Source organism: Chryseobacterium rhizosphaerae (assembly GCF_003385455.1).
GTDB lineage: Bacteria > Bacteroidota > Bacteroidia > Flavobacteriales > Weeksellaceae > Chryseobacterium > Chryseobacterium rhizosphaerae.
In genome coordinates, this window is the sequence record NZ_QNUF01000015.1 from 70,895 (window position 1) to 93,854 (window position 22,960).

Annotated in this window: 22 protein-coding genes; 14 read left to right on the top strand and 8 right to left on the bottom strand. The window is 35.0% G+C overall.

Annotated features, from left to right (window positions below):
* Positions 1–70: 70 nt before the first annotated feature.
* Together DRF57_RS13795 and DRF57_RS13800 are read right to left on the bottom strand one after the other, a co-directional pair.
* The gene (locus tag DRF57_RS13795) at positions 71–652 is read right to left on the bottom strand and encodes a Crp/Fnr family transcriptional regulator (protein ID WP_115919117.1); all 582 of its coding nucleotides are present in this window, start codon (positions 650–652) and stop codon (positions 71–73) included.
* A gap of 71 nt (positions 653–723) precedes the next feature.
* Positions 724–1,284, bottom strand: coding sequence for a cysteine hydrolase family protein (locus DRF57_RS13800; RefSeq protein ID WP_228450242.1), 561 nt, complete (start codon positions 1,282–1,284; stop codon positions 724–726).
* A 567-nt stretch (positions 1,285–1,851) separates the two neighbouring features.
* Between DRF57_RS13800 and DRF57_RS13805 the strand changes: the two genes are divergently transcribed.
* The 3 genes from DRF57_RS13805 (at position 1,852) to DRF57_RS13815 (ending at position 6,700) form a co-directional block, all read left to right on the top strand.
* Positions 1,852–4,419: an FtsK/SpoIIIE family DNA translocase gene (locus DRF57_RS13805; RefSeq protein ID WP_115919121.1), complete on the top strand. Its 2,568-nt coding sequence runs from the start codon at positions 1,852–1,854 to the stop codon at positions 4,417–4,419.
* A gap of 66 nt (positions 4,420–4,485) precedes the next feature.
* On the top strand, positions 4,486–5,133 hold the full coding sequence (locus DRF57_RS13810; protein WP_047495980.1) for a LolA family protein: 648 nt from the start codon (positions 4,486–4,488) through the stop codon (positions 5,131–5,133).
* 109 nt (positions 5,134–5,242) lie between these two features.
* Positions 5,243–6,700, top strand: a complete 1,458-nt coding sequence (locus tag DRF57_RS13815) for an LptF/LptG family permease (RefSeq protein WP_115919123.1) — start codon at positions 5,243–5,245, stop codon at positions 6,698–6,700.
* A gap of 371 nt (positions 6,701–7,071) precedes the next feature.
* On the opposite strand, the gene DRF57_RS13820 is transcribed toward DRF57_RS13815, so the two are convergent.
* The 3 genes from DRF57_RS13820 to pyrH all read right to left on the bottom strand — a co-directional run bounded on the left by DRF57_RS13820 (position 7,072) and on the right by pyrH (position 9,762).
* The gene (locus DRF57_RS13820; RefSeq protein WP_115919125.1) at positions 7,072–8,130 is read right to left on the bottom strand and encodes a 3-oxoacyl-ACP synthase III family protein; all 1,059 of its coding nucleotides are present in this window, start codon (positions 8,128–8,130) and stop codon (positions 7,072–7,074) included.
* 231 nt (positions 8,131–8,361) lie between these two features.
* Positions 8,362–8,916, bottom strand: coding sequence for a ribosome recycling factor (gene frr / locus DRF57_RS13825; RefSeq protein ID WP_047495988.1), 555 nt, complete (start codon positions 8,914–8,916; stop codon positions 8,362–8,364).
* Positions 8,917–9,054: 138 nt separating this feature from the next.
* The gene (gene pyrH, locus DRF57_RS13830; RefSeq protein WP_047495991.1) at positions 9,055–9,762 is read right to left on the bottom strand and encodes a UMP kinase; all 708 of its coding nucleotides are present in this window, start codon (positions 9,760–9,762) and stop codon (positions 9,055–9,057) included.
* Positions 9,763–9,929: 167 nt separating this feature from the next.
* Here pyrH and porQ point away from each other — a divergent pair, with 167 nt between their 5' ends.
* From porQ to DRF57_RS13855, 5 genes are all read left to right on the top strand, one after another.
* Positions 9,930–10,922: a type IX secretion system protein PorQ gene (gene porQ, locus DRF57_RS13835; protein ID WP_047495995.1), complete on the top strand. Its 993-nt coding sequence runs from the start codon at positions 9,930–9,932 to the stop codon at positions 10,920–10,922.
* Between the two features lie 72 nt (positions 10,923–10,994).
* The gene (gene cmk / locus DRF57_RS13840) at positions 10,995–11,669 is read left to right on the top strand and encodes a (d)CMP kinase (RefSeq protein ID WP_115919127.1); all 675 of its coding nucleotides are present in this window, start codon (positions 10,995–10,997) and stop codon (positions 11,667–11,669) included.
* Positions 11,670–11,765: 96 nt separating this feature from the next.
* Positions 11,766–12,116, top strand: coding sequence for a YtxH domain-containing protein (locus DRF57_RS13845; RefSeq protein WP_047496001.1), 351 nt, complete (start codon positions 11,766–11,768; stop codon positions 12,114–12,116).
* Positions 12,117–12,196: 80 nt separating this feature from the next.
* Positions 12,197–12,505, top strand: coding sequence for a phage holin family protein (locus DRF57_RS13850; protein ID WP_047496002.1), 309 nt, complete (start codon positions 12,197–12,199; stop codon positions 12,503–12,505).
* Between the two features lie 3 nt (positions 12,506–12,508).
* Positions 12,509–13,006: a hypothetical protein gene (locus DRF57_RS13855; protein ID WP_047496006.1), complete on the top strand. Its 498-nt coding sequence runs from the start codon at positions 12,509–12,511 to the stop codon at positions 13,004–13,006.
* A 139-nt stretch (positions 13,007–13,145) separates the two neighbouring features.
* Here DRF57_RS13855 and DRF57_RS13860 read toward each other — a convergent pair whose 3' ends face one another.
* On the bottom strand, positions 13,146–13,871 hold the full coding sequence (locus tag DRF57_RS13860; protein ID WP_115919129.1) for a TrmH family RNA methyltransferase: 726 nt from the start codon (positions 13,869–13,871) through the stop codon (positions 13,146–13,148).
* On the opposite strand from DRF57_RS13860, the gene tamL reads away from it, so the two are divergent.
* On the top strand, positions 13,857–16,457 hold the full coding sequence (gene tamL, locus DRF57_RS13865; protein WP_115919131.1) for a translocation and assembly module lipoprotein TamL: 2,601 nt from the start codon (positions 13,857–13,859) through the stop codon (positions 16,455–16,457). The genes DRF57_RS13860 and tamL overlap by 15 nt on opposite strands.
* On the opposite strand, the gene DRF57_RS13870 is transcribed toward tamL, so the two are convergent.
* Together DRF57_RS13870 and DRF57_RS13875 are read right to left on the bottom strand one after the other, a co-directional pair.
* Positions 16,454–17,071 (bottom strand): SanA/YdcF family protein, encoded by a 618-nt coding sequence (locus tag DRF57_RS13870; protein WP_047496014.1) that lies wholly within the window; start codon positions 17,069–17,071, stop codon positions 16,454–16,456. The two genes, tamL and DRF57_RS13870, sit on opposite strands and share 4 nt — an antisense overlap.
* Entirely contained in the window at positions 17,068–18,192 is a 1,125-nt protein-coding gene (locus DRF57_RS13875; protein ID WP_115919133.1) for a ferredoxin--NADP reductase, read from the bottom strand. The genes DRF57_RS13870 and DRF57_RS13875 overlap by 4 nt, the downstream gene beginning before the upstream one ends.
* Positions 18,193–18,224: 32 nt before the next feature.
* Between DRF57_RS13875 and DRF57_RS13880 the strand changes: the two genes are divergently transcribed.
* From DRF57_RS13880 to DRF57_RS13900, 5 genes are all read left to right on the top strand, one after another.
* Positions 18,225–18,782 (top strand): TlpA family protein disulfide reductase, encoded by a 558-nt coding sequence (locus tag DRF57_RS13880; protein WP_115919135.1) that lies wholly within the window; start codon positions 18,225–18,227, stop codon positions 18,780–18,782.
* A gap of 25 nt (positions 18,783–18,807) precedes the next feature.
* Positions 18,808–19,779 carry a FecCD family ABC transporter permease gene (locus DRF57_RS13885; protein WP_174772355.1) on the top strand — a complete coding sequence of 324 codons (972 nt, stop codon included), beginning with the start codon at positions 18,808–18,810 and terminating at the stop codon, positions 19,777–19,779.
* Positions 19,780–20,920: 1,141 nt separating this feature from the next.
* Positions 20,921–21,298 (top strand): GxxExxY protein, encoded by a 378-nt coding sequence (locus DRF57_RS13890; protein ID WP_047496027.1) that lies wholly within the window; start codon positions 20,921–20,923, stop codon positions 21,296–21,298.
* A gap of 101 nt (positions 21,299–21,399) precedes the next feature.
* The gene (locus tag DRF57_RS13895; RefSeq protein WP_047496030.1) at positions 21,400–22,323 is read left to right on the top strand and encodes an ABC transporter ATP-binding protein; all 924 of its coding nucleotides are present in this window, start codon (positions 21,400–21,402) and stop codon (positions 22,321–22,323) included.
* A 162-nt stretch (positions 22,324–22,485) separates the two neighbouring features.
* A complete protein-coding gene (locus DRF57_RS13900) occupies positions 22,486–22,935 on the top strand; it encodes a MarR family winged helix-turn-helix transcriptional regulator (RefSeq protein ID WP_373866368.1) in 450 nt (149 codons plus the stop codon).
* Positions 22,936–22,960: the final 25 nt, after the last annotated feature.

The window sequence follows — 22,960 nt, forward strand, 5'->3', positions numbered from 1 at the left end:
AACACAAAATACTGATTTACAACACAATAAATTAACATCAGTTTTATAAAAAATAAAAGGAGTTTACAATTTATTTCCCGAGGGATATTTTTTTCCTGATCTTACTCAAGAATTCATGAGTAATTCCCAAATAGGAAGCAATTTGTTGTTGGGTAAGCTTTTGTTCGAGTCCCGGATATTTTTTTAAAAATTCTACATATCTTTTATCAGCCGTCTTCCCTGTCAAGGAAAGAATCCTTCTCTGTAATCCTACTGATGACTGCTGATTCATCATTCTAAAAAGTTTTTCTACCTGGGGCATTGTTTCATAAAGGTGTTCTTTCTCCTTTTTGGAAATCATAAGAACCTCACTATCCTCTAGAGCTTCGATATTGAGAATGCTGGGAACATGATTAATGAGACTGTTGATATCCGTGATCCACCATCCTTCGATCGCAAAATACAACGTCTGTTCAAAACCGTTTTCATTGAGATAATATACTTTACAGCATCCACTGACAACAAATCCTTCAAAAGAACAGTAATCCCCTTCTTTAAGAATCATCTCTTTCTTTTTAAAGACTTTATATTCAAATGGAGAAGCAAACCGACTGAATTCCTCTTCGGATAAGTCTATATACCGGCTGATGTTTTGATAAAGTAAATCAAGCATTATTCTGTTTAAGCAAAATAAAGATACCAATTATTATTGATACCTTTATTTATTACCCTGTTATCCGTTACTTATTTTCCATGTAAGAAATCATCTGTACTGACAATTCTGGCGTAAAGATTTCCTAATGTGGAGATCCCTGCTAAAAATGACCTTTGTACTTCTGCCGCTTTTATCACCTGCCCGTTCAATTCCCGGTCTCGTGTTGCAGTAGCATCTCCAATAACGGTATTGGTAAAGCCAAAGTCAAATGCAGCTCTAGTGGTTGATTCCACACATACATCTGTCATCATACCTGTAATCACCAGATTTTTGATCTTTTTTGCCTGAAGAAACTGCAACAGATCCGTTTCCCTGAAACTATTCGGAAAATGTTTTACCAGAACCTTTTCATCAGATTTTGGGGCAACCCATGAACTGATCTCCACTCCGTGAGTATCTGGAATAAAAAAAGCAGCGCCATCATCGGTGGCAATATGCATAATGTGAACCACGGGAAGATTATTTTCCCTAAAATATTTCAGAATGTCCTGCGTGTTTTTTGCGGCCTTTTCCGCGCCTTCCAGTGTCATTTTCCCTCCCGGAAAATAGTCGTTTTGTACGTCAATAATTAATAGTGCTGTGTTTTCCATTTTTCTTTTTTGTTGTGCGTTCATTGATACGAATGAAATTAAAATCAAACATAAAGTCAGAATACTTTTAAAAGTGTCTTTCATTATTTCCCTGTTATAAATCGATATGACAAAATTATGACAGGAATAGTTCATGACCTTTGAACTAGTTCAAAAAATCATATTCATGAAAAAACCGACGTCGAATACAATTGAGCTCCGGGAAAACTTTAACAGATGGTCCCACAAAGTATTTTTTTCAAAAAAAATCAGGATATCATCATTTTATATGGCAATAATTAATCAAAATAATTCATAACTAGATTTATTTTCCGATATTATGTGTTTTTATTTTAAATTAAATAAAGTGAAAAATATTATTATTTTATATATTTCTAACCAAATAAAGAATATTTTAAATCAAATTATTTGAAATTCTAGAATCAAAATAATAACAATAACAATCATTTGAAATAAAAAATAATTATATCTTTTATTTTTGGAATTGTTATTGTTGAAATTAAAATGATTTTTTTTACAAAAAAGGTTTTAATGTGGGAAAAACATTAAATTTGCGATATTGATATTATGGACAAAAAGACACAAAAAAAACAGACTGAATCGCCGGAAGCAGGCCGAATTTTATCTAAGCCGCGTATATTCTTTGGGCTTACTTTTATCCTTTTCTCTATTGTTCTAGCGTTCTCATTCATTTCCTATTTAATGAACTGGAAAGCAGACCAGAGCCAGGCAGGAACAATGCTTGATAAGGGTATAAAATCTTCAAACATTTTTGGAAAATTAGGAGACTGGTTTGGGAATGTTTTCATATTTGAAAGTATTGGTATTGCCTCATTTATTATTGCATTTTTATTCCTTGTAGTAGGAACAATGATCCTTAAAAAGAAAATGTTCAAGCCATGGAAAACCATTGGACATTCACTGTTTTTTATTTGCTGGCTTCCTATTTTTATGGGAGCGCTTACCAAAGGGCAAGGCGTTTTAGGAGGTGTATATGGTTACCAGATCATGGATTATCTTAATTCCATCATTGGAGCTGTAGGGTTGTGGACAGTATTAGCGGCAAGCATTCTTCTGTATTTCATCCTGGAATTCAATCTTCGCCCAAGCTCTATCAAAGCTAAGCTGAATAAAATCAATGAAAATACCATAGGAAAGGTAAAGGCTATGATGCCGGATTCTAATGAAGATTTTGAAGCGGATGAAGAAATGAAGGAAGAGGTTGAAGAAGTAGCAGCTAATGTTACGGTAAGCGACCTTACCCAGCAGACCTCTGCTAATCCTATTAATAAAATAAAAGAACAGGAACCTGTATCTATTCCAAAACAGGTTTCAGAAGTTCCCCTTACTACAGATATAGAAACTATTGTCACTCCGAATCATACTTCTTTTGAAAATGATCACAAAGAGATAACGCAATCGGCGAATTTAAACCTTAGTACGAAACCGGCTGTTCCGATGTCTACTCCTGAGGAAGCTTTTGATATCAGACCTTCTACTCCATCTTCGGTCTCTACCTCTGCACCTGTTCACGAAGACATTAAATTTAAGGTAGAAATTGCTCCTGTAATTGATACCCTGGATGATTCAGATAAAAAGTCTCAGGAACTGATAGAAATGCATGGTTTGTATGATCATAAATTAGATCTTGCTAATTTCCAGATGCCTCCGGTAGATTTATTAAAAGATTACGGCAATGAAGAGATATCAATCAATAAGGAAGAACTTGAAGAAAATAAAAATAAAATTGTTGGGCTCTTAAAGAACTTTAATGTAGGTATTGCCGAGATCAAAGCGACCATCGGGCCAACAGTTACCTTATACGAAATTGTTCCGGAAGCGGGTATCAGGGTAGCAGCCATTAAAAAACTGCAGGATGATATTGCTTTGAATCTTTCAGCTTTAGGGATCAGGATTATTGCGCCAATGCCAGGAAAAGGAACTATTGGTATTGAAGTACCAAGAAAGAATCCTACCATGGTTTCTATGCGCTCTGTTATTGCTTCTCAGAAATTCCAAAATACAGATATGGATCTTCCGGTAGTTTTCGGAAAAACAATTTCCAACGAAGTTTTCATGGCTGACCTTGCAAAGATGCCTCACTTATTGATGGCCGGAGCAACGGGACAGGGTAAATCGGTAGGAATTAATGCTATTCTTACCTCTCTGCTTTATAAGAAACACCCTAGTGAACTGAAATTTGTAATGGTGGATCCTAAAAAGGTAGAACTTTCATTATACTCAAAAATAGAAAGACATTATCTGGCTAAACTTCCGGATGTGGATGAAGCTATTATCACAGATACAAACAAAGTAATCAATACCCTCAACTCACTTTGTATCGAGATGGATACAAGATATGATCTTCTTAAAAATGCATTCTGTAAAAACCTAAAAGAATACAACAAGAAGTTTGCAGAAAGAAAATTAAATCCTGAAAATGGGCACCGTTTTTTACCCTATATTGTTTTGGTAGTAGATGAGTTTGCCGATCTGATTATGACCGCTGGAAAAGAGGTAGAGTTACCAATTGCCAGACTGGCACAGCTTGCAAGAGCCGTAGGTATTCACCTTATTGTGGCAACACAAAGACCTTCTGTGAATGTAATTACAGGTATGATTAAAGCAAACTTCCCTGCAAGAGCAGCATTCAGGGTGATCTCCAGTGTGGATTCAAGAACAATTCTCGACTCTACGGGTGCAGATCAACTGATTGGTAAAGGAGATATGCTTTATTTCAACGGTAATGAAATTCTAAGACTTCAGTGTGCTTTTGTAGATACTCCGGAGGTTGAAAGACTGGCAGAATACATTGGGGAACAAAAAGGATATGCATCGGCATTCCTTCTTCCTGAATATGTTTCTGAGGATTCTACAAGTTCGGTAGGAGCTTTTGATCCTAATGAAAAAGATGCATTATTTGAAGAGGCGGCAAGAATTATTGTATCTACCCAACAAGGCTCTACTTCCATGCTTCAACGTCAATTGAAACTCGGCTATAACAGAGCGGGAAGAATTATGGACCAACTGGAAGCAAGCGGTATTGTCGGAGGCTTTAACGGAGCTAAAGCAAGAGAGGTGATCATCAGTGATCTTCATTCTTTGGAACAGTTTTTGGAAGATTTACGTAGTTAAGGGTAAAAAAGCGAATAGCTCTCCCCTTAAGAGTTAGAAAATGTCTAAAGATTATTAAATAAAAAAATGAAAAATATTATTTCAAAAGTTATATTAGGAAGTTTTGTTGTAGGTGCAGTTGGTATGGCCAGTGCTCAGAAAATAGACGCTAAAGCCAAAAAGATATTGGATGATATTACAGCCAATTACAATTCTAAAAAGAATTCTTACTTCAAATTTTCTTTTGGAAGCGGTCTTAATGATCAGGTAACTAAAACCGAGCCTGGAATTTATTATTCGGCAGGAGATAAATACAAGTTGAAAATCATGGATACCGAACAGATCTTTGATGGAAACAAGATTTATAACATCAGTACGGATGATATGGAAGTAACGATTGCAAAACCTAATGGAAACAGCACCCTCTTCTCCCCTATCAATTACCTGAGTACCTATAGAAATGACTATAACGTAACGTATAACGGAAAGAAAATGGTCAACGGTGTGAATGCTGATTTTATCAAACTGACTCCTGTAAAATCAAACGGTATAAAATATGTGTATCTTTTTGTAGATTCTGTAAAAAAACAAATGGTAAAGCTTGAACAGCACGGAAACAACAAAGATGTTGCTGTCATAGCGATCAAAGAATATAAGGAAAACCAGGATTTGGACCCGAATATGTTTGTTTTCGATAAGAATAAATTTAAAAACTACGTAATTACTGAACTTTAAAAAGCAAGAAAACAGGGTTATAAATACTCCATTCTGTTTTTAAGTTAAAAAAATAACAAAATATAAAAGCCGCAAGTAAAATTTGCGGCTTTTTGATTAATTTTGGCGCATGTTAAAAATACTAGACCGATATATCATAAAAACCTTCTTTGGACCGTTTTTCTTTATATTCAGCGTATTGTTTTTCATCTTTATTGTAAACATTATCTGGGTTCAATTAGGTCAATTTATGGGAAAAGGATTAAGCTACTGGCAAATCCTTAAACTTCTTTTTTATCTTGGGGTAAGCGTTATCAGTATGGTGCTTCCTCTTACTATCCTTCTGGCCAGTATTATGTCCTTCGGAGAATTTGGTGAAAGGTACGAGCTTGCTGCGATGAAGGCTGCCGGAATTTCTCTGACAAGAGTTATGATGCCTCTTCTGGGCGTTGCCACCGTACTGGCGATTATGCTTTTCTTCTTTTCAAATAATATTATTCCCGATTTTCAGAAGAAGGCGAAAAACATGCTTTTCAATATTGCACAGACTAAACCTGCGCTTAACTTCACTCCCGGACAATTTATTGATCAGATTCCCGGTTATATGGTGAAATTTGACAAAATTTATGGAGAAAACGGGGAAAATATTGAGGGCGTTTTTGTTCACAGAAAAGCCAACACCTATGAAAATCAACAGTCTATTGTCGCTGAAAAAGGAAAATTTGTTCCGGCAGCCAATAAGAACTTCTTAAAACTTGTCCTGCATAACGGATATGTATTTGAGGACAATTTTGCCGGAAAGGGAGAAAATGTCAGAATGAAACAGCCTGATCAGGCTATTAAATTTGATACGCTGACCTCTCACTTTGATATCAGTGAAATTATCAACCAGGCTATCGAAAAAGAACAGATTACGGATGACTATCGTTTCCAAACATATGGTCAATTGAACCAAACTATTGCTAAAAGTAAAAAAGAAAACAAACTGTTTTTTGATAATGTAGGAGCAGATGTCCTGGGGCAGACCAATTCTGTAGTTGCCTACATGGATAGAGGTAATGCACATAAGGCGGCTCCAAAACCACAGGTAAAACTGGACACCATAAAAAGTGACAAAAAGTTGGAAATCCTCTATAATGCTTACAACAGGCTGGATAACCTGAAAACCTCACTGGAAAGTAAAAAAAGTGAGTTCAGTACGAATGTAAAATATTTCAGCAAGGTGGTTATTTATCAGCAAAGAATAGTCTCCTATTCTGTAACCTGTATTATCTTCTTCCTGATTGGAGCCAGTTTGGGTTCTATTATCCGAAAAGGAGGTATGGGGCTTCCCGTAATCATAGCCATTGTTATTTTCATTATTTTCTATGTCATGAATGTAGGGGTAGAAAATTTATCCTGGAGCGGAAAAATGAATCCGTATCTGGCAGCATGGCTTCCTAACTTCATTCTTCTTCCTTTTGGAATCTGGATGACATATAAAGCACTTACAGATTCTCAGCTATTCGATGCAGAGAAATATAAGGCATTATTTAAGCCCATTACTAAGAGATTTTCAAAAAGTAAAGAGCATCAGCGGTATCAATAGATACCCGAAATTGAATATCCAATACAATACAGACCCGGAAATTCCGGGTCTTTTTATTTCTGAAAACAGAAGATCGGAGTTTCTATTTTTTAAAGTATAAAATGACATGGCTCATCACTATAACGAAACAACCATTTCATGGAGAATATGGCTCAATAACCCCCACTTTAAGTGATGGGAATCTTTTACAGTACACAATATATCGCTACTGGAAATTTTTCTCCTGAAAAGAAATCAAATCCCTCCTCATAAATGATCAATCTCTTAAAAAAACATGAAGACCCAAAAGGAGAAATCAAATCACAGGTGTAAATAAAAAAGAGGTTTCCGACCCCGGAAACCTCTTTTTGTATGTCAAACATCGATGCCAGTTAAAACTTGTACACAAATGCGTTAATATTCATTCCTGCTCCTACAGAAGCAAACAGGACGATATCATCTTTCTTGATTTCATGTTGTTCCAATTCCCCGTTGAGAATCATCGTAAGCAAAGTTGGAATAGTTGCTACACTGCTGTTTCCTAATTTATGAATTACCATAGGCATGATATTCTCAGGAAGCGGCGTATTATACAACTGATAAAACCTGTTAACAATAGCTTCATCCATTTTTTCATTAGCCTGGTGAATAATAATCTTATCCAGCTGATCAATAGTATACCCACTATTATCAAGACATTTTTTCATAGCATCAGGAACATTGGAAAGTGCAAATTCATAGATTTTCCTTCCATCCATTTTGATGTATTTCGTATCAGGGCATCGTTCATTATTATAAGATTTGCCAAAATACAGATAGTCTTTTTCCGTCAATGTATAAGAAGCAGAAAGATGAGACTTAATCCCGGAATCATCAGTACTGTTTTCTAGAATGGCGGCTCCTGCCCCATCAGCATAAATCATACTGTCTCTGTCATGAATATCTACTACACGGGAAAGTGTCTCAGCTCCTATTACCAAACAGCGTTTTGCAATACCTGCTTTAATAAAAGCATTGGCCTGTATCATTCCTTCAATCCAACCGGGACATCCGAAAAGAACATCATATGCAACACAAAAGTTGTTTCTGATTCCCAGTAAATGTTTTACCCTTGCTGCAAGACAGGGAACAGTATCAGACTGAACTGTCCCGAAGCGTACATCCCCAAAATTATGGGCAAAGATAATATAGTCTAAAGTTTCAGGATCTATTCCTGCATTTTCTATAGCAGCCTGAGCTGCAATAAGCCCCAAATCTGAAGTAACCTGTGTACTGCTCGCATACCTCCTCTCTTCAATGCCCGTAATTTTTTTTAATTTATCCGTAATAGATGCATTGTTTTCTTTTAATAACACTCCTTCTTTATTAAGAAAAACATGCTTATCAAAAAATAGATTGGTTATCGTTTCAGATGGAATGTAGTTCCCTACACCAATAATTCTCGTCATCACTATAATGTTTTGTTTCCTGTCTTTTTTAAGGTGTTTCAGGAATAATTTTATAAATATAATGATTTAACGCTAATATCTATTAAAATATTATAGTAACAGGGCTTAATAATTCAAAATTTTATATCGATCAAAAAATAAAATTCATTAAAAGCAAAATTAAAGTTCTGATATACAGAAAACAAAAGAGGTTCCCTCTCAGAAACCTCTTATTAATATTTAAAAAACTAAAAATTATACTTTCATAATTTCTGCTTCTTTTGTCTTAAGATGCTCATCGCAAAGCTTTACATATTTGTCTGTGAATCCCTGAATTTCTTCTTCAACTCCTTTTACAACATCTTCAGAAACACCTTCTAACTTTTTAAGTTCTTTCAAGCCATCTTGTCTTGCATTTCTTACTGTTACTTTAGTGTTTTCAGCTTCTATTTTAGCCTGTTTTGCCAATTCTTTTCTTCTTTCCTCCGTTAAAGGCGGAACATTAAGAATAATATTCTCACCATTGTTAGAAGGCGCAAAACCTAAATTAGAATTAATAATAGCTTTTTCAATTGCATTGATTGCTGTTCTGTCCCAAGGCTGGATAGAGATAGTCATCGCATCCGGCACAGAAACATTAGCTACCTGGTTGATTGGAGTGGGAGCACCATAATATTCAACCATTACATCCTGAACCATTGCCGTAGAAGCACGTCCTGCTCTGATTCTTTGAAATGCATGATCCAAGTGCTTTACAGCTGCGTCCATATCCTGCTTTACAGATTCTAATATAAGATCTAATTCTTCCATTATTATATTATAGTTTGATAAATTACACATTAATTGTTATAATTGATAATTGATAATTGATGGGTAATAAGTAATGAGTAATGAAGAATTTTACATTCACTAATCCCTCTTATCTGCTACCTATCACCTGTTACCCGATTACAAATTAACTAAAGTACCAACATTTTCTCCTTCCACAATTTTCTCTAAATTCCCATCTTTATTCATATCGAATACAATAATAGGTAATTTATTTTCATGACTCAAAGTAAATGCTGTCATATCCATTACTTTAAGATTTTTTTCAAATACTTCATCAAAAGATAATGAGTTGTATTTTACTGCATCTGCATTCTTTTCAGGATCACTGTCATAGATTCCGTCTACTCTTGTTCCCTTTAAGATAACATCAGCTCCAATTTCGATAGCTCTTAAAGTAGCTGCTGTATCTGTTGTAAAATATGGGTTTCCTGTCCCTGCTCCGAAGATTACTACTCTTCCTTTCTCAAGATGTCTTACCGCTCTTCTTTTGATAAAAGGTTCAGCTACTTTATCCATTTCGATAGCAGACTGAAGTCTCGTTTTAATTCCGGCATCTTCCAATGCCCCCTGCAATGCCATACCGTTGATTACTGTTGCCAGCATTCCCATATAGTCTCCCTGCACTCTATCCATTCCTTTTGCTGCTCCTGCAACACCTCGGAAAATGTTTCCTCCTCCAATGACAATCGCCACTTCACAACCTTTTTCCACTACTTTTTTTATCTCTGCAGCATATTCCTGCAGTCTTTCAGTGTCAATACCGTATTGTCTGTTACCCATTAAAGCCTCACCACTTAGTTTCAGAAGGATTCTTTTATATTTCATTTTTTATTTTTAATAACGATTTACCGGAGCTGATTTCTCCAAAATTTGATTTTGCAAATATAATCATTATAGATATTGATGAAAGAAAAATATTTAATTAGAAATAATGTCAGAAATATTTTGAAAAGTACGAAAAAGGATTATTTTTGCATTAATTATAAATTGAATTGAAGAAAATTATCATTTTTTCATTATTTCTATCAGGAATTGTTTCTTATGCACAAACAGGAACAAATGTTTATCCGTTCTTAAATATACCTGTATCTGCAAGACAAGCCGCTTTAGGTGGTGATGCAATTTCGATAAGAGATTATGATGTTTCCTTTGCTATTGCAAACCCTGCCCTGTTAAATAAAGATTCTGACAAACAGCTTTCCGTGAATGCTACAGCTTATCTGGCTGATTCAAAATATGGAACCATAGCGTATGCCAAAGATTTTGACAATGGTCATATGGCCACCATCAATGCCCGGTACATGAGCTATGGAAGTATTCCGAGGACTGATGAAAGTGGTTTTGAAAATGGAGAATTTAAAGCTTCTGATGTTGCTATTGGTGCAGGCTATGCATACCAGTTTGAAGAAGACTGGACGATTGGTGGAGGAATTAATTTTGTGACTTCAAAAATTGATAATTATACTTCTTCTGCCATTTCAGGAACTGCAGGGGTTACCTATCACAATAAAAAGAACAAAGAAGTTCTTTCCCTTGTACTAAGGAATTTTGGGTTCCAGCTGAAATCATTCAATGGAGTAAAGGAAAATCTTCCCTTCAGAGTGGATTTAGGATACACCAAAATATTAAAAAACTTTCCTCTTGCGGTTACTATTACCGCTCATGATCTTCAGCAGTTTGATATTTCTTCGGAATTTAATACAGACGGACAAAAAGTGAATGCCGGCAGAAAAATTGCCGACCACTTTTCTCTGGGAGCAGAACTATTCCCAGAAAAGAACTTTAACATAAGACTGGGATACAACGTGAAAAGAGGAAATGAACTTGCAGTAGCAGATCAGAGAAACTTTTCAGGGCTTTCTGCAGGGTTTGGAGTTAAACTGTCAAGATTCCGTATAGATTATGCCCATGTAAGATATCACAACTCTTCTAACGTCAATCAGATAGGAATCTCAATGGACCTTTCCAGCCACAGAGGAGAATAAAAATAATCTTAATCCTTCTTAAAATTTCTTATTATTTCTTGATTTTCTAAAAAAAATCTTGAAATTTGCAGTATGAAAAAACCTGTAATAGCGATCGATGGGTACTCGTCTACCGGAAAAAGCTCTATCTCTAAAGTCATTGCTGATCAATTAGGACTTATTCATATGGATACCGGTGCACTTTACAGAGGGGTTACCTGGTATGCATTGCAGCATTGTTTGGATGAAAAGGGCAACATTGATCTGAAAGCATTATTCGCTTCTTTGGATCAAATTGAGCTCGAATTTAAAAATAACGATGGAACATTGGTTCTTTTCCTTAATCAGACAGATATCTCTAAAGAAATCCGTTCGAATGAGGTTTCAGACCATGTAAGCGTGGTGGCTAAGCAAAAAGAAGTAAGAGACTTTTTACTGCAGTCTCAGCGTTCTTTGGCAGAAAAAGGCGGCGTTATTATGGATGGACGTGACATAGGGACAGTAGTTCTGCCAAAAGCGGACTATAAATTCTTTCTTACTGCCAGTATTGACGAAAGAACAAACAGAAGATTTCTTGAATTAAAAGGACTCGGAATTGAAGCAGATAAAGAGCAGGTAAAACAAAATCTTATTGAAAGAGACAAAATAGACAGTGAGCGTGAAATAGCCCCTCTAAAGCAGGCTGACGATGCAATTGTTATTGACAACTCTACATTGAGCAAAGAGGAAACAATACAACTTATGCTCTCCTATATTCAAAAGATTTAACAATTTTTAATAGGCTTAAAGCCTCCTTTGGTATACAAATTGTAAGTTTTATTACTGTAAAAAACTAATCTATTATTAACTATTAAAAAACTTATAATGTCTAGAAAAGAAAAAAATACAGCAGGTATATTAGCGGGACTTCTTGCAGGTGCTGCTGCGGGTGTAATCTTAGGTATGCTTTATGCACCGGAAGAAGGAAAAGAAACAAGAAAGAAAATCAAGAATAAGGCGAATGATTTAAAAGATCAGGCTAAAAACAAATATGGAGAAGTTTCTGAAAAAGTAAAAGACCAGTATGGTAATATCTCTTCCACTTTCAAAGAAACAGCGAATAATGTAGCGCATACCATGAAAGATGGATACGATAAGTATAAGGATCAGATTGTTTCTAAAACTGCAGACGTAGTGAAAGATGTAGAAGCAGAATTGAATGATCTAAAAAAATAAGTAATTTATCTTTTTTAAGTAAATTACAGAAAGGAACTTTTGTACAAAAGTTCCTTTTTTTGTAACTTTAAAAAAAAACAATGATAGAGACTATTAAAGAATACGCCTCGAAGAGAATAGATCTTCTGAAAATAGAAGCCACTGAAAAGTCTTCTCTTTCTGCCGGGCTCATTACCTACTTTGTAGTACTGCTTGTTGCTTTTGCTTTTTTTATTATTCTTTTCAATTTTGGAATTGCATTTCTCATTGGCAAAGCATTAGATAATTATTCCTATGGATTCTTAATTGTTGCTGCATTTTATGCCTTAGTAATGGCTTTTGTCATTGCTTTTAAAAATAAGATTGTCAATACTGTTGCAGATCAGGTTATTAAATTTTTAAATCATTAAACTATGGGCAGAAAATACGAAAGCATAGAAGAATTAAGAAGAAAGAAAAAACTGCTTCAGGGTGAAATCGATGATCTTGAGAATCTTCTTACCTTCAAGAACACAAAAGAAAGCTTAAGTGCCTTTACCAATGGATTAACGGATCAGTATCTTCAGGAAAAGATAGATGAAGACGGAGACGAAAAAGTAGTCCTGAGAAAAGATGTAATTGCAAGACAGCTCACCTCAGAAGTGAAAGATCTTCTCATCAGTAAAAATACAGCTGTAGGTATTGCCAGTTCTGCGTTTAATGGAAATATTGCAGACGGCATTATAAAACTGGGCATTACTGCCATAGTGGGAAACTATGCCAAAAAGAATATGAAAAGTACCAACTGGAAAAATAAACTAGTTGGCGCTGCTTTAATATACCTCGCCCCTATTGCACTAAAATTTGTCAGAAAAAAGCTGGAGGTATACCAGAAAAATAAAAGTGTTTCAAGTATGGAACAGCTTATATAATGAGATATAGACACCAGATATCAGATGTGGCACTTTATACATTAGATCAGTTGATTAAATTAAAATAGTACATATTTATAATTTAAATAACTTACTGTCAAAGTTCTCTGTCTGATATCTGATGTCTTTAATCTGATTTCTATTTTGAAAAAAGCTGTCCTAAAATAATTCCCGCCGCCATTGATACATTCAGGCTTTCTGTAGATTGGGAACTTCCAAATCTTGGAATAGTGATACGCTGTTGAAGAAGTGCTTCTGTTTCCGGTCTCATTCCGTTTCCTTCATTTCCTAAGATCAGATTTATCTTTTCCGGTTTTTCAAAACTATAAATACTTTCACCATCCATATCGGTTCCGATATTTACATTATCCGTTTCTGAAAGATATTCCACAAGATCGGTATATATTATATTTACTCTGGTAAAAGATCCCATACTTGCCTGGATTACTTTTGGATTATAGAAATCAACAGTATCTTCACTGCAGATGATCTGTTCTATCCCAAACCAATCTGCAAGACGGATAATGGTTCCCAAATTTCCGGGATCCTGAATACCATCCAAAACAAGCTGAATGTTTTTATCCTCCATTCTCTCTTCGGCAGCAAGATAACATACTGCTACGGAATCTTTCGGAGTTTTAAGGAAACTAATTTTTTTTAACTCATTTTCAGAGATATGGGAAACAGGAATATCAGTACGGTCCAATTTTTGCGGATCGGTTGAGAATATTTCTTTAACTTTAATATTAGAATTAGGAAGTTCACAAATGATTTTATTACCTTCAACCAAAAACAAATTGTATTTTTGTCTGAACTTCTTTTTATCTAAAGACTGTAAAATTTTTATTGTATGAGCTGTAAGCATTATAAGAATTCTCCTCAAAAGTATTATAAAATTATATCATTTGCAACATTTGTTGGTCTCCTTTATGCTTGTAGTACGACAAAAAAAGTTCCGGATGGTGAATATCTGCTCACCAGAAACAGCTTTGAATTCGAAGATAAGAAAGAGTTTTTTGATGAAGAACTGAAAGATTACGTTCAACAGAAACCTAACAAAAAACAGCTTCTATTCATGCCTTTAACATTGGCTTTCTACAATATGGCCAATTCCAAATACGATACGATACTTAATGAATATATGACCTATCCCCGGGAGATGAGAAATCAAAACCTAAGGGATTCTTTATTCATCAAATATAATATGCAAAGCAGTGTCGGAAAAAGTCTGTTTTTTGACCGTGTATTGCACAACTGGGGTACACCACCGGTAATCTTAGACCAGACAAGAAGTGAAAAAAGTACTGAATCTATCAAAAAAAGACTTATCTACAGAGGTTTTTGGGATGCAGATGTAAAATTCAAACAAAATCTGGATTCTGCCTCCAAAAAAGCAGCCGTCAACTATTTCATCAAACATAATGACCCTACTTATATTAAAGATTATTATTATAATATTCCGGATCAGGGTATAAAAAGTATATATTCTCACCTGAAAGAAAAAACCCTTATCAGATCGGGACAAATTCTTGACCAAACAGTTCTTGAAAAAGAGGTGACGAGAATTACGGACCTGATGAAAGATTTTGGATACTATAAATTCAACAGTTCCAATGATGAAGTCTATTTCATAGCAGATTCTATTAAGAGTAAGAAACAGGTTCCCCTAACGCTGGAGATTCATAAAGATTCTCTAGACCGTCCTTATAAAGTAGCCACTTTCGGAAATATAGATATTGCAATTGTTGATGAACCTAGTGACTTTCCAAAAAACACCGTTAAAGACAGTTTAAGAAGAGTAAGGTTCCATAAGATGAATGATAAATATAAAACGTCCTCATTATGGAGAGCTGTTATTGTAGACAGCAAACAGGTATATGACCAAAAGAAACTGGATGTCACCAAAAGGAACTTCATGGCCATGAACAATTTCAGTATTGTAAAAGCCCGGGATTCCTTAAGAAGAGGTGGCATTACTTCGCCAAATGATAGCATTGTAGATGTATTGTATGTATTGAAGCCACTTCCAAAATATGACCTTAAAGTAGGAACTGATGTTAATTATTCTCAGTTATTAAATCTTGGGATCTCTCCTTCTATAGACCTTACCACCCGTAATGTGTTTAGGGGAGCAGAGAATATTTCAACCAGTATTTCCGGAACTTTCGGATCTATCAGAAGTACACAGGATATTGATAAAAGAAGTACGGCATATGAAATCTCGGCACAGGCATCCCTTAATTTCCCGAGGCTCTTACTTCCATTTAATTATTACAAGTTTATTCCAAAACGTTATACTCCTACCTCCTCTATTTTATTGGGGGCTTCAATACAGAATAATATCGGATTGGGAAGACTCAATTTCAATACGGGACTTAACTATCAGGCTAATGTGAATGATCAGATTTATCATAAGCTGACTTTATTTAATACCCAAATCAGTTTAACAAAAAACAAAGATGCTTATTACAGTTATTTTGTTAATGATGAAAGGGTAAAAGACGATATTTTTGACAGCTATTTTGCGTACAGACCCAAGATTGGAACCGATTATGAGAATAACAAGCTTAGTATTGATGACGTTTCAAAACTTCTTTTACAGGATCAGGAGTACCGTGACAATCTGGACCAAAAGGGAACAGATCTTTTAACCGCCTTTAGAGGAACATTGGTCAATAAAGACAGACAGACCCAGGATGTATTGATTTCTTCCATGATTTATAATTTTGTATATAGTGAAATTGGTAAAAAAGATTACCCTAATGCTTTCTATTTCAATGGTAAAGTAGAGCTTGCCGGTAATATTTTGAGCTTATTCAACAAAAAAGATAATGATGGTGGAGTTGTTACCTCGCCTCAAAAAACCATTTTTGGAATTCCTTACGCTCAATTTATAAAATTTGATATCGACGCAAGGAAATATTTCAAATTCAATGGAAATCAGACATTGGTTCTTCGCCAGTTTATCGGAGTGGGTGTTCCTTATGGAAACTCTCAGGATATGCCTATTATTAAATCTTATTTCAATGGAGGTTCTAATGATATCAGAGCCTGGGTAGCTTTTGGAGGATTAGGTCCGGCAGACTCTCAGGTAGATGAAAGAGTACGTACCTATATGACCAATAATGTAAAACTTACCACAAACATCGAATACAGAATCCCTTTCAATAGTATGTATGAAGGAGCCTTATTTACAGATATTGGAAATACATGGAGTCTGCGTGATCATAATGACGGATATAATGACGAATTTAAACTGAATAAATTCCTGGGGCAAGTAGGTATTGGTAGTGGATTTGGATTGAGAATAAATATTGCCTACATCACCGCAAGGATAGATCTTGCTTATAAGATCTACGACCCAAATAAAGCGGAGGGAGACCGATGGAGAATCAAAAATATCCAGCCGTTTAAACCTACTCTTAATATTGCGTTTGGATATCCTTTTTAATCCGGAGAAACGCCTAAAACAAAATAAATTACAGCAATTACACGGGCGAGGATTTCCCTCGCCTGATTTCTGTAAAAACTTTCAGGTTTTGTGACATCCTGTGCATCAAAACCCAACGCGTTCATATCGTTGTTTCTTGCAAAAAATAAGGCACGAAGGTTATGAAATCCCTGCGAAACGATAATCACATTTTTCTTCTTGTAAATATCTTTACACCGTAATATACTTTTATACGTATTGAAGCCTTTCGGATCTTCCACAATAATATCTCCCGGAACACCTTCCTGATTCACCAGATAGTTTTTCATTGCGGCAGGCTCATTATACCCTTTGCTCTTTTCTCCACTTACAATAATTTTTTTGATTTTCCCGTGATGATAGAGAAGTGCTGCCGCATCCATTCTTTTAGTAAAATAAGGATTGGATAGTCCCGATCTCATTTTAGGTGATGTTCCCAGAACCAAAGCGATTTCTCTTGGGGGAATCTTGGATATCTTGGTATAGGTACGGCCATTTGTAAGCCCGAAAACCCAGACATTACAGAAACATATCAGTAAAATTCCTAATTCTACCGATATGACACCGAGACCAAATATGTTTTTAAAAATTCTCAACTAAGATCAAAGTTAAGCTTTATTTTTTTACTTTTCACAATCGACATGCAGGCTAATATATGCCCTTGTCCTTCCTCCTTTTCTGTTAAGTATTCATTTTCAAGGAGTTCCACTTCTCCTTCTTCCAAAGAACATTCGCAGCTTCCACAGATTCCAGATTTACAGGAGTAAGGTACAGGAAATTTTTGAATAAGAAGCTGTTGCAAAACTTTATCTCTGTTATCAGGAAGTATTGTTGCATATTTTTTTCCCAACATTGTAAACTCCACTTCAATATTTTCAATAAGAGGAAATTCCTTTTCTACAGGGTAAATATCATCATTATATTCCTCAAAAAGTTCAAAATGGATATTCTTTTTTGGAATTCCATGATGATAGCAGGCATTAGCCAGCGTTTTTATCATTTCTCCCTTCCCACAGATCAGGACTTCATCTACCGCATCCCATATGGTAGATTCTTCGTCTGTATCATCCAGATGCAGGATCTGATTGATGATCAAATTGAGTTTTTTCTCATCCAGCCTGCCATAGAAAAACTGATCCACTGTTTTTTCCTGTGAGAAAAAATAAAAAATCTGAAGCCTGTCTCCACAGGTTCTGGCAAGATGATCCAGCTGATCTTTGAAAATCAATTCCTCAGAACTCTTATTTCCAAAAAACAAAAAGAGTCTTGTCCTCGGCTCATTATGAAGAATATTTTTAAAATGACTTAAAACCGGAGTAATTCCAATACCTCCAGCAAAAGCAACAATAGTTCGGAATTCACTGGGCTTAGACCCTAAAGTAAATCTTCCGGCAGGCTCGCCTACCAACAACTGATCTCCTTCATTGTAATTCTGAAATAGCTGCGAAGTAGCTCCTTCAGGGGAATTAACCTTTATTCCCAAACAAATTTTCCCTTCATACGGAGCCGAAGTCATTGAATAATCATTAACCACTTCTTCACCATGAGACTGAAACTTTACACTCACGTATTGCCCTGCTTCAAACTTAAAATTATCCCTTAAATTCTCAGGAATTTCAAACTCCAGAGAAAAAGTATTTTTGGTCAGTTCTTCCTTTTTCGCTACTTTTAACCAATGAAACTGTATCAGTTTCCCTTTATAGATTTGTTGTTCCATACTTCAATTCAAAAATAGATAAAAAATAATTTATGAAGAAGATAATTTTATCCACGCTTATTATTACGGCTCTTTTTAGCTGTAAAAAAGAAAGCCAGAAAACAGAGAATACCACTACAGATTCACTTTCAGTACCAAAAAATACAGCTGCTGAAACAACTGCGTATATTCCAAAAGAACTTTCTCCGGAAAATGTGGGTCAACATTTAGCTAAAAATAATGATACTTTATACGTAACGAATTTTTTTGCAACATGGTGTGGGCCGTGCATGAAAGAGATTCCTAGTTTTAAAAATAAAATGGAGGAATTGAAAGGGAAACCTGTAAAATTCACGTTTGTAAATCTTGATGAAAAATCAGATTGGGATGGTGCTGTGAAAAATTTTGTTGTAGAAAATAATCTGGGAGGTAGCGTTATTCTTTTGGATGGACAAAAATTAGATCCAACTTTCTTCTCCCGTAACTTCAAACAATGGGATGGAGGTTCTATTCCCTTCACTTTTATGAGAAAAGGTGATAAAACAGATGAGTATTTAGGAATGATGACGGAAGATGTACTGAATTCGAAAATCGATTCTTTTTTAAAGTAAAATATACAGAAACTCTTTCTGAATAATGTCAAAAAGGTTTAGAATCCTGTGTTTATTATTTCTGGTAGCTATTATTATAGGTGCTGGCATTAATCTGAACACAGGATTTTTAAGTTTAGAGCTGCAGGATTTTTTTCAGGATTCTGCCCATAGCCAAATTGCTGAAATCCGTATCAACCGTGTTTTGGTTATGCTTCTTGCAGGAATCTCAATTCCTACCTCCGGTTTTCTGATGCAGGAATATTTTCAAAATCCATTAGCTGGTCCGGATATATTGGGGATTACTTCGGTAGCCAGTTTATCTGTAGCTTTTTACATTTTTTTCTCTCAAGATATCCTCCTTCCTGAATTTCTTCAAAACAGTTTTCTGAGTTTATCCTCTATCGGAGGAAGCTTAGTACTGATGCTGGTCTTGTTATCGATGTCTAATAAATTTCAGGATAAATCTTACCTTATTATTTTTGGATTCCTTATCTCGGCTTTTGCGGGAGCTATTGTTTCTCTGCTTCAGTTCTATGCCGAGAACCAAAGCCTTAAAAACTATATTCTATGGTCTTTTGGAGCTAATAATATGGTAAGCAGAAATCAGATTTATGTTTTATCTGTCCTTATATTAATAGGGCTATTCTTTTGTTTTAAAACCATAAAACCCCTGATCGGAAATTCTCTGGGAACATCTTATGCACAGAGCCTTGGGGTAAATTTAAAGCGTCTGAAGCTCTTAATCATTGTAGCATCCTCTCTCCTCTCCGCCTCTATTACAGCATTTTTAGGACCTATCTTGTTCATTGGAATTATTGTTCCGCACTTCTGCAGACTGGTCTATAACCCGTCTAAACTATGGCAGCAGTGGATCCTGAATATGTTTTTAGGAATGCTGGTCATGTTGTTTTTCTCCATTATTGCAGAAAAAACACAGATTCCATTGAATGTAATAAGCTCCGTTTTTGGTATTCCAGTGATCCTGATGATGCTTTTAAAGCAAAATAAATCCTGATTTGGGTTGGTAAACGCTAAGACGCAAAGAAATTTTTAAACTATAATCTTCTTAAGACGCAAGGATTTTATCTCCGATAAAATTAAATCCACCATTACTAAAATAGTAGTTTTTATATACTAATCGATACCAAAAGTATTTTCCTGAAAATCTTTGATTTTCTTGTGCCTTAAAATATATGTAATTCAGGAGCTCCCCTTGCGTTTACCCAACATTAGATTCTTTGAATCTAATAAGCTCCGTTTTTAGTATTTCAGTGATACTGATGGTGCTTTTAAAGCAAAATAAAATCTGATTTGGGTTGGTATACGCTAAGACGCAAAGAAATTTTCAAATAAATATATTCTTAAGGCGCAAGGATTTTATCTCCGATAAAATTAAATCCCACATTGATAAAATGGTAGTTCATATACTAATCAAGACCAAAAGTATTTCCTGAAAATCTTTGATTTTCTTGCGCCTTAAAATATACGCAATTCATGAGCCCCCTTGCGCCTTTGCGTTTGTCCAACATTAAATGCTTTGAATCTAATAAGCTCCGTTTTCAATATTCCAGTGATCCTGATGATGCTTTTAAAGCAAAATAAAATCTGATTTGGGTTGGTAAACGCTAACACACAAAGAAATTTTCAAATGAATATGTTCTTAAGACGCAAAGATTTTATCTCCGATAAAATTAAATCCCACATTGCTAAAATGGTAGTTCATATACTAATCAAGACCAAAAGTATTTCCTGAAAATCTTTGATTTTCTTGCGCCTTAAAATATACGCAATTCTGGAGCCCCCCTTGCGCCTTTGCGTTTACCCAACATTAGATTCTTTGAATCTAATAAGCTCCGTTTTCAATATTCCAGTGATCCTGATGATGCTTTTAAACCAAAATAAAATCTGATTTGGGTTGGTATACGCTAAGACGCAAAGAAATTTTTAAACTATAATGTTATTAAGACGCAAGGATTTTATCTCCGATAAAATTGAATCCCACATTGATAAAATGGTAGTTCATATACTAATCAAGACCAAAAGTATTTCCTGAAAATCTTTGATTTTCTTGCGCCTTAAAATATACGCAATTCAGGAGCCCCCCTTGCGCCTTTGCGTTTACCCAACAATTCATATATTTATTTAAAATACCACAAATGACAGAAAATGAATTATCAAGAATTGTTTTTGATATGGGTTTAAAAATTCATAAAAAACTTGGAGCAGGATTATTTGAACATGTATATGAAGAATGCATGTTTTATGAACTAACTAAAGCAGGACTTTTAGTAGAAAAACAAAAATTGCTCCCCATTGTTTATGAAGATTTAAGAATCGAGAATGCTTTCAGGTTAGATATTATTATTGAAAATAAATTGATTTTAGAGATAAAAACAGTTGATTATATAAACCCTACCCATAAAGCTCAACTTTTAACCTACTTAAAAATGACAAATTGCAAATTAGGCTTATTACTTAACTTTCAATCCAATGTTTTCAAAGATGGAATAACAAGAGTTGTCAATCATTTATAAACTATAAAAAGTATAAAAAACTGGCAAAGTCAAATTCTTTGCGCCTTAAAAACAGTATTTTTGTAAGATATTTCGCGATTTTGCGTTTAACCACCTCAAATATGCATCTACAAGTAAAACAAGCCAACATCGGTTACCAGACCACTTTAATATCCAATGCTAATGCAGAGGCAAAGCTTGGTGATGTATGCCTGTTGATCGGCAATAACGGGGTTGGGAAAACGACATTAATCAAATCTATTCTCCATCAGATTTCCTTACGGAGTGGAGAAATAGTAATTAATGGTAAAAATGTAAAAAAGTTTTCCGTAAAAGAGATTGCTGAGCAGATTGCTGTTGTCTTTTCAAAATCAGTTGTTCCACAGCATTATACGGTTGAAGATCTTATTTCGTTGGGGAAATATATTTACTATCCTTTTTATTTTGAATTAAAAGAAGAAGACCGAAAAGAAGTCACTCATATTATTGAGGAATTAGATTTAACCCAATACCAACATACCCTTCTTAAAAACCTTTCGGACGGTAATCTTCAGAAAGCTTTTATCGGACGGGCTATAACGCAGAATTCCCCTGTTATTATTCTGGATGAACCCACTACTCATCTGGATGAGAAAAATAAGATTATCATTCTTAAAACCCTTAGAAAGCTGGCTAAAGAACAGAATAAACTTATCCTGTTTTCTTCTCATGACTGGAGGCTGGCGAAGGAATTTGCAGATAAAATATGGTATATCAAGGATAATCAGCTATACTCGGGAATTGTAGAAGATATTTTGATTCAGAATGAGGAACTGACTACCACTTCTTTATTTCAAATGAGTGAGAATTTTATAGCCCCTCATATCTCGGCACCCCAGGTTTATAAAGAAATGCTGTATTCTCTGCTGCAAAAAAACTTCCAAAAAGATCTTTCCGCCTTCCATTTCGATCTCCAGAACCATTTTTGGGTAATTACTAAAGATAACACGAAACAACAATGCCAATCCTTTGAAGAAATCATTGATTTCATTGGAAACATTCATTAATACTTAGTTTTTATTACTTATTTCACATACTATGCATGCATAGTATTATGCTAATCATACAATTTAATCCACTCAATATCAGATTATTAACAAAATTTAACGTTAATAAATACTATGCATGCATAATATTTACTAAATTTGGGTAAAACCATTAGCGCAAAAATGATGGATAGAGATAAAATAGAAAACGTAGACTTAATTTTAAAGCAGACCTGGCTGGCTGTTTCAAAAATGTACACAGAATTAGCCCAGGAACATGATTCTACAGCAGTACAGGCCCTTACCCTTCTTAAAATTGATCCCAAAGAAGGAACCCGAAGTACGAATCTTGGCCCTAAGATGGCCATAGAGCCGACCTCTTTGACCAGGATTATCAAACTTTTGGAAGATAACGGATATATCTATAAGGAAAAGACAACCACCGATAAAAGAGAGGTGATCATTAAACTTACAGATAAGGGTTTGAATTCAAGAAATATGTCTAAGGAAGTAGTCGTCAACTTTAATAAAAAGGTGATGGAAAAAATTGCTCCCGAGAAGCTTGAAACTTTCAAAGACGTCATGACTGAAATCATGAAAATAGCCAACGAATTATTAAATAACAGAAAATAAATTATAATGAAACCGTATGGTTACA

Excerpts from the sequence above, each read along its gene's own strand:
- DRF57_RS13805 (WP_115919121.1), top strand. The coding sequence starts at position 1,852 with ATGGACAAAAAGACACAAAAAAAACAGACTGAATCGCCGGAAGCAGGC.
- DRF57_RS13810 (WP_047495980.1), top strand. The coding sequence starts at position 4,486 with ATGAAAAATATTATTTCAAAAGTTATATTAGGAAGTTTTGTTGTAGGT.
- DRF57_RS13800 (WP_228450242.1), bottom strand. The coding sequence starts at position 1,284 with ATGGAAAACACAGCACTATTAATTATTGACGTACAAAACGACTATTTT.
- DRF57_RS13860 (WP_115919129.1), bottom strand. The coding sequence starts at position 13,871 with ATGCTTACAGCTCATACAATAAAAATTTTACAGTCTTTAGATAAAAAG.
- frr (WP_047495988.1), bottom strand. The coding sequence starts at position 8,916 with ATGGAAGAATTAGATCTTATATTAGAATCTGTAAAGCAGGATATGGAC.
- DRF57_RS13850 (WP_047496002.1), top strand. The coding sequence starts at position 12,197 with ATGATAGAGACTATTAAAGAATACGCCTCGAAGAGAATAGATCTTCTG.
- DRF57_RS13880 (WP_115919135.1), top strand. The coding sequence starts at position 18,225 with ATGAAGAAGATAATTTTATCCACGCTTATTATTACGGCTCTTTTTAGC.
- pyrH (WP_047495991.1), bottom strand. The coding sequence starts at position 9,762 with ATGAAATATAAAAGAATCCTTCTGAAACTAAGTGGTGAGGCTTTAATG.
- DRF57_RS13895 (WP_047496030.1), top strand. The coding sequence starts at position 21,400 with ATGCATCTACAAGTAAAACAAGCCAACATCGGTTACCAGACCACTTTA.
- DRF57_RS13815 (WP_115919123.1), top strand. The coding sequence starts at position 5,243 with ATGTTAAAAATACTAGACCGATATATCATAAAAACCTTCTTTGGACCG.
- DRF57_RS13795 (WP_115919117.1), bottom strand. The coding sequence starts at position 652 with ATGCTTGATTTACTTTATCAAAACATCAGCCGGTATATAGACTTATCC.
- tamL (WP_115919131.1), top strand. The coding sequence starts at position 13,857 with ATGAGCTGTAAGCATTATAAGAATTCTCCTCAAAAGTATTATAAAATT.
- DRF57_RS13900 (WP_373866368.1), top strand. The coding sequence starts at position 22,486 with ATGATGGATAGAGATAAAATAGAAAACGTAGACTTAATTTTAAAGCAG.
- DRF57_RS13890 (WP_047496027.1), top strand. The coding sequence starts at position 20,921 with ATGACAGAAAATGAATTATCAAGAATTGTTTTTGATATGGGTTTAAAA.
- DRF57_RS13855 (WP_047496006.1), top strand. The coding sequence starts at position 12,509 with ATGGGCAGAAAATACGAAAGCATAGAAGAATTAAGAAGAAAGAAAAAA.
- DRF57_RS13875 (WP_115919133.1), bottom strand. The coding sequence starts at position 18,192 with ATGGAACAACAAATCTATAAAGGGAAACTGATACAGTTTCATTGGTTA.
- DRF57_RS13845 (WP_047496001.1), top strand. The coding sequence starts at position 11,766 with ATGTCTAGAAAAGAAAAAAATACAGCAGGTATATTAGCGGGACTTCTT.
- cmk (WP_115919127.1), top strand. The coding sequence starts at position 10,995 with ATGAAAAAACCTGTAATAGCGATCGATGGGTACTCGTCTACCGGAAAA.
- DRF57_RS13885 (WP_174772355.1), top strand. The coding sequence starts at position 18,808 with ATGTCAAAAAGGTTTAGAATCCTGTGTTTATTATTTCTGGTAGCTATT.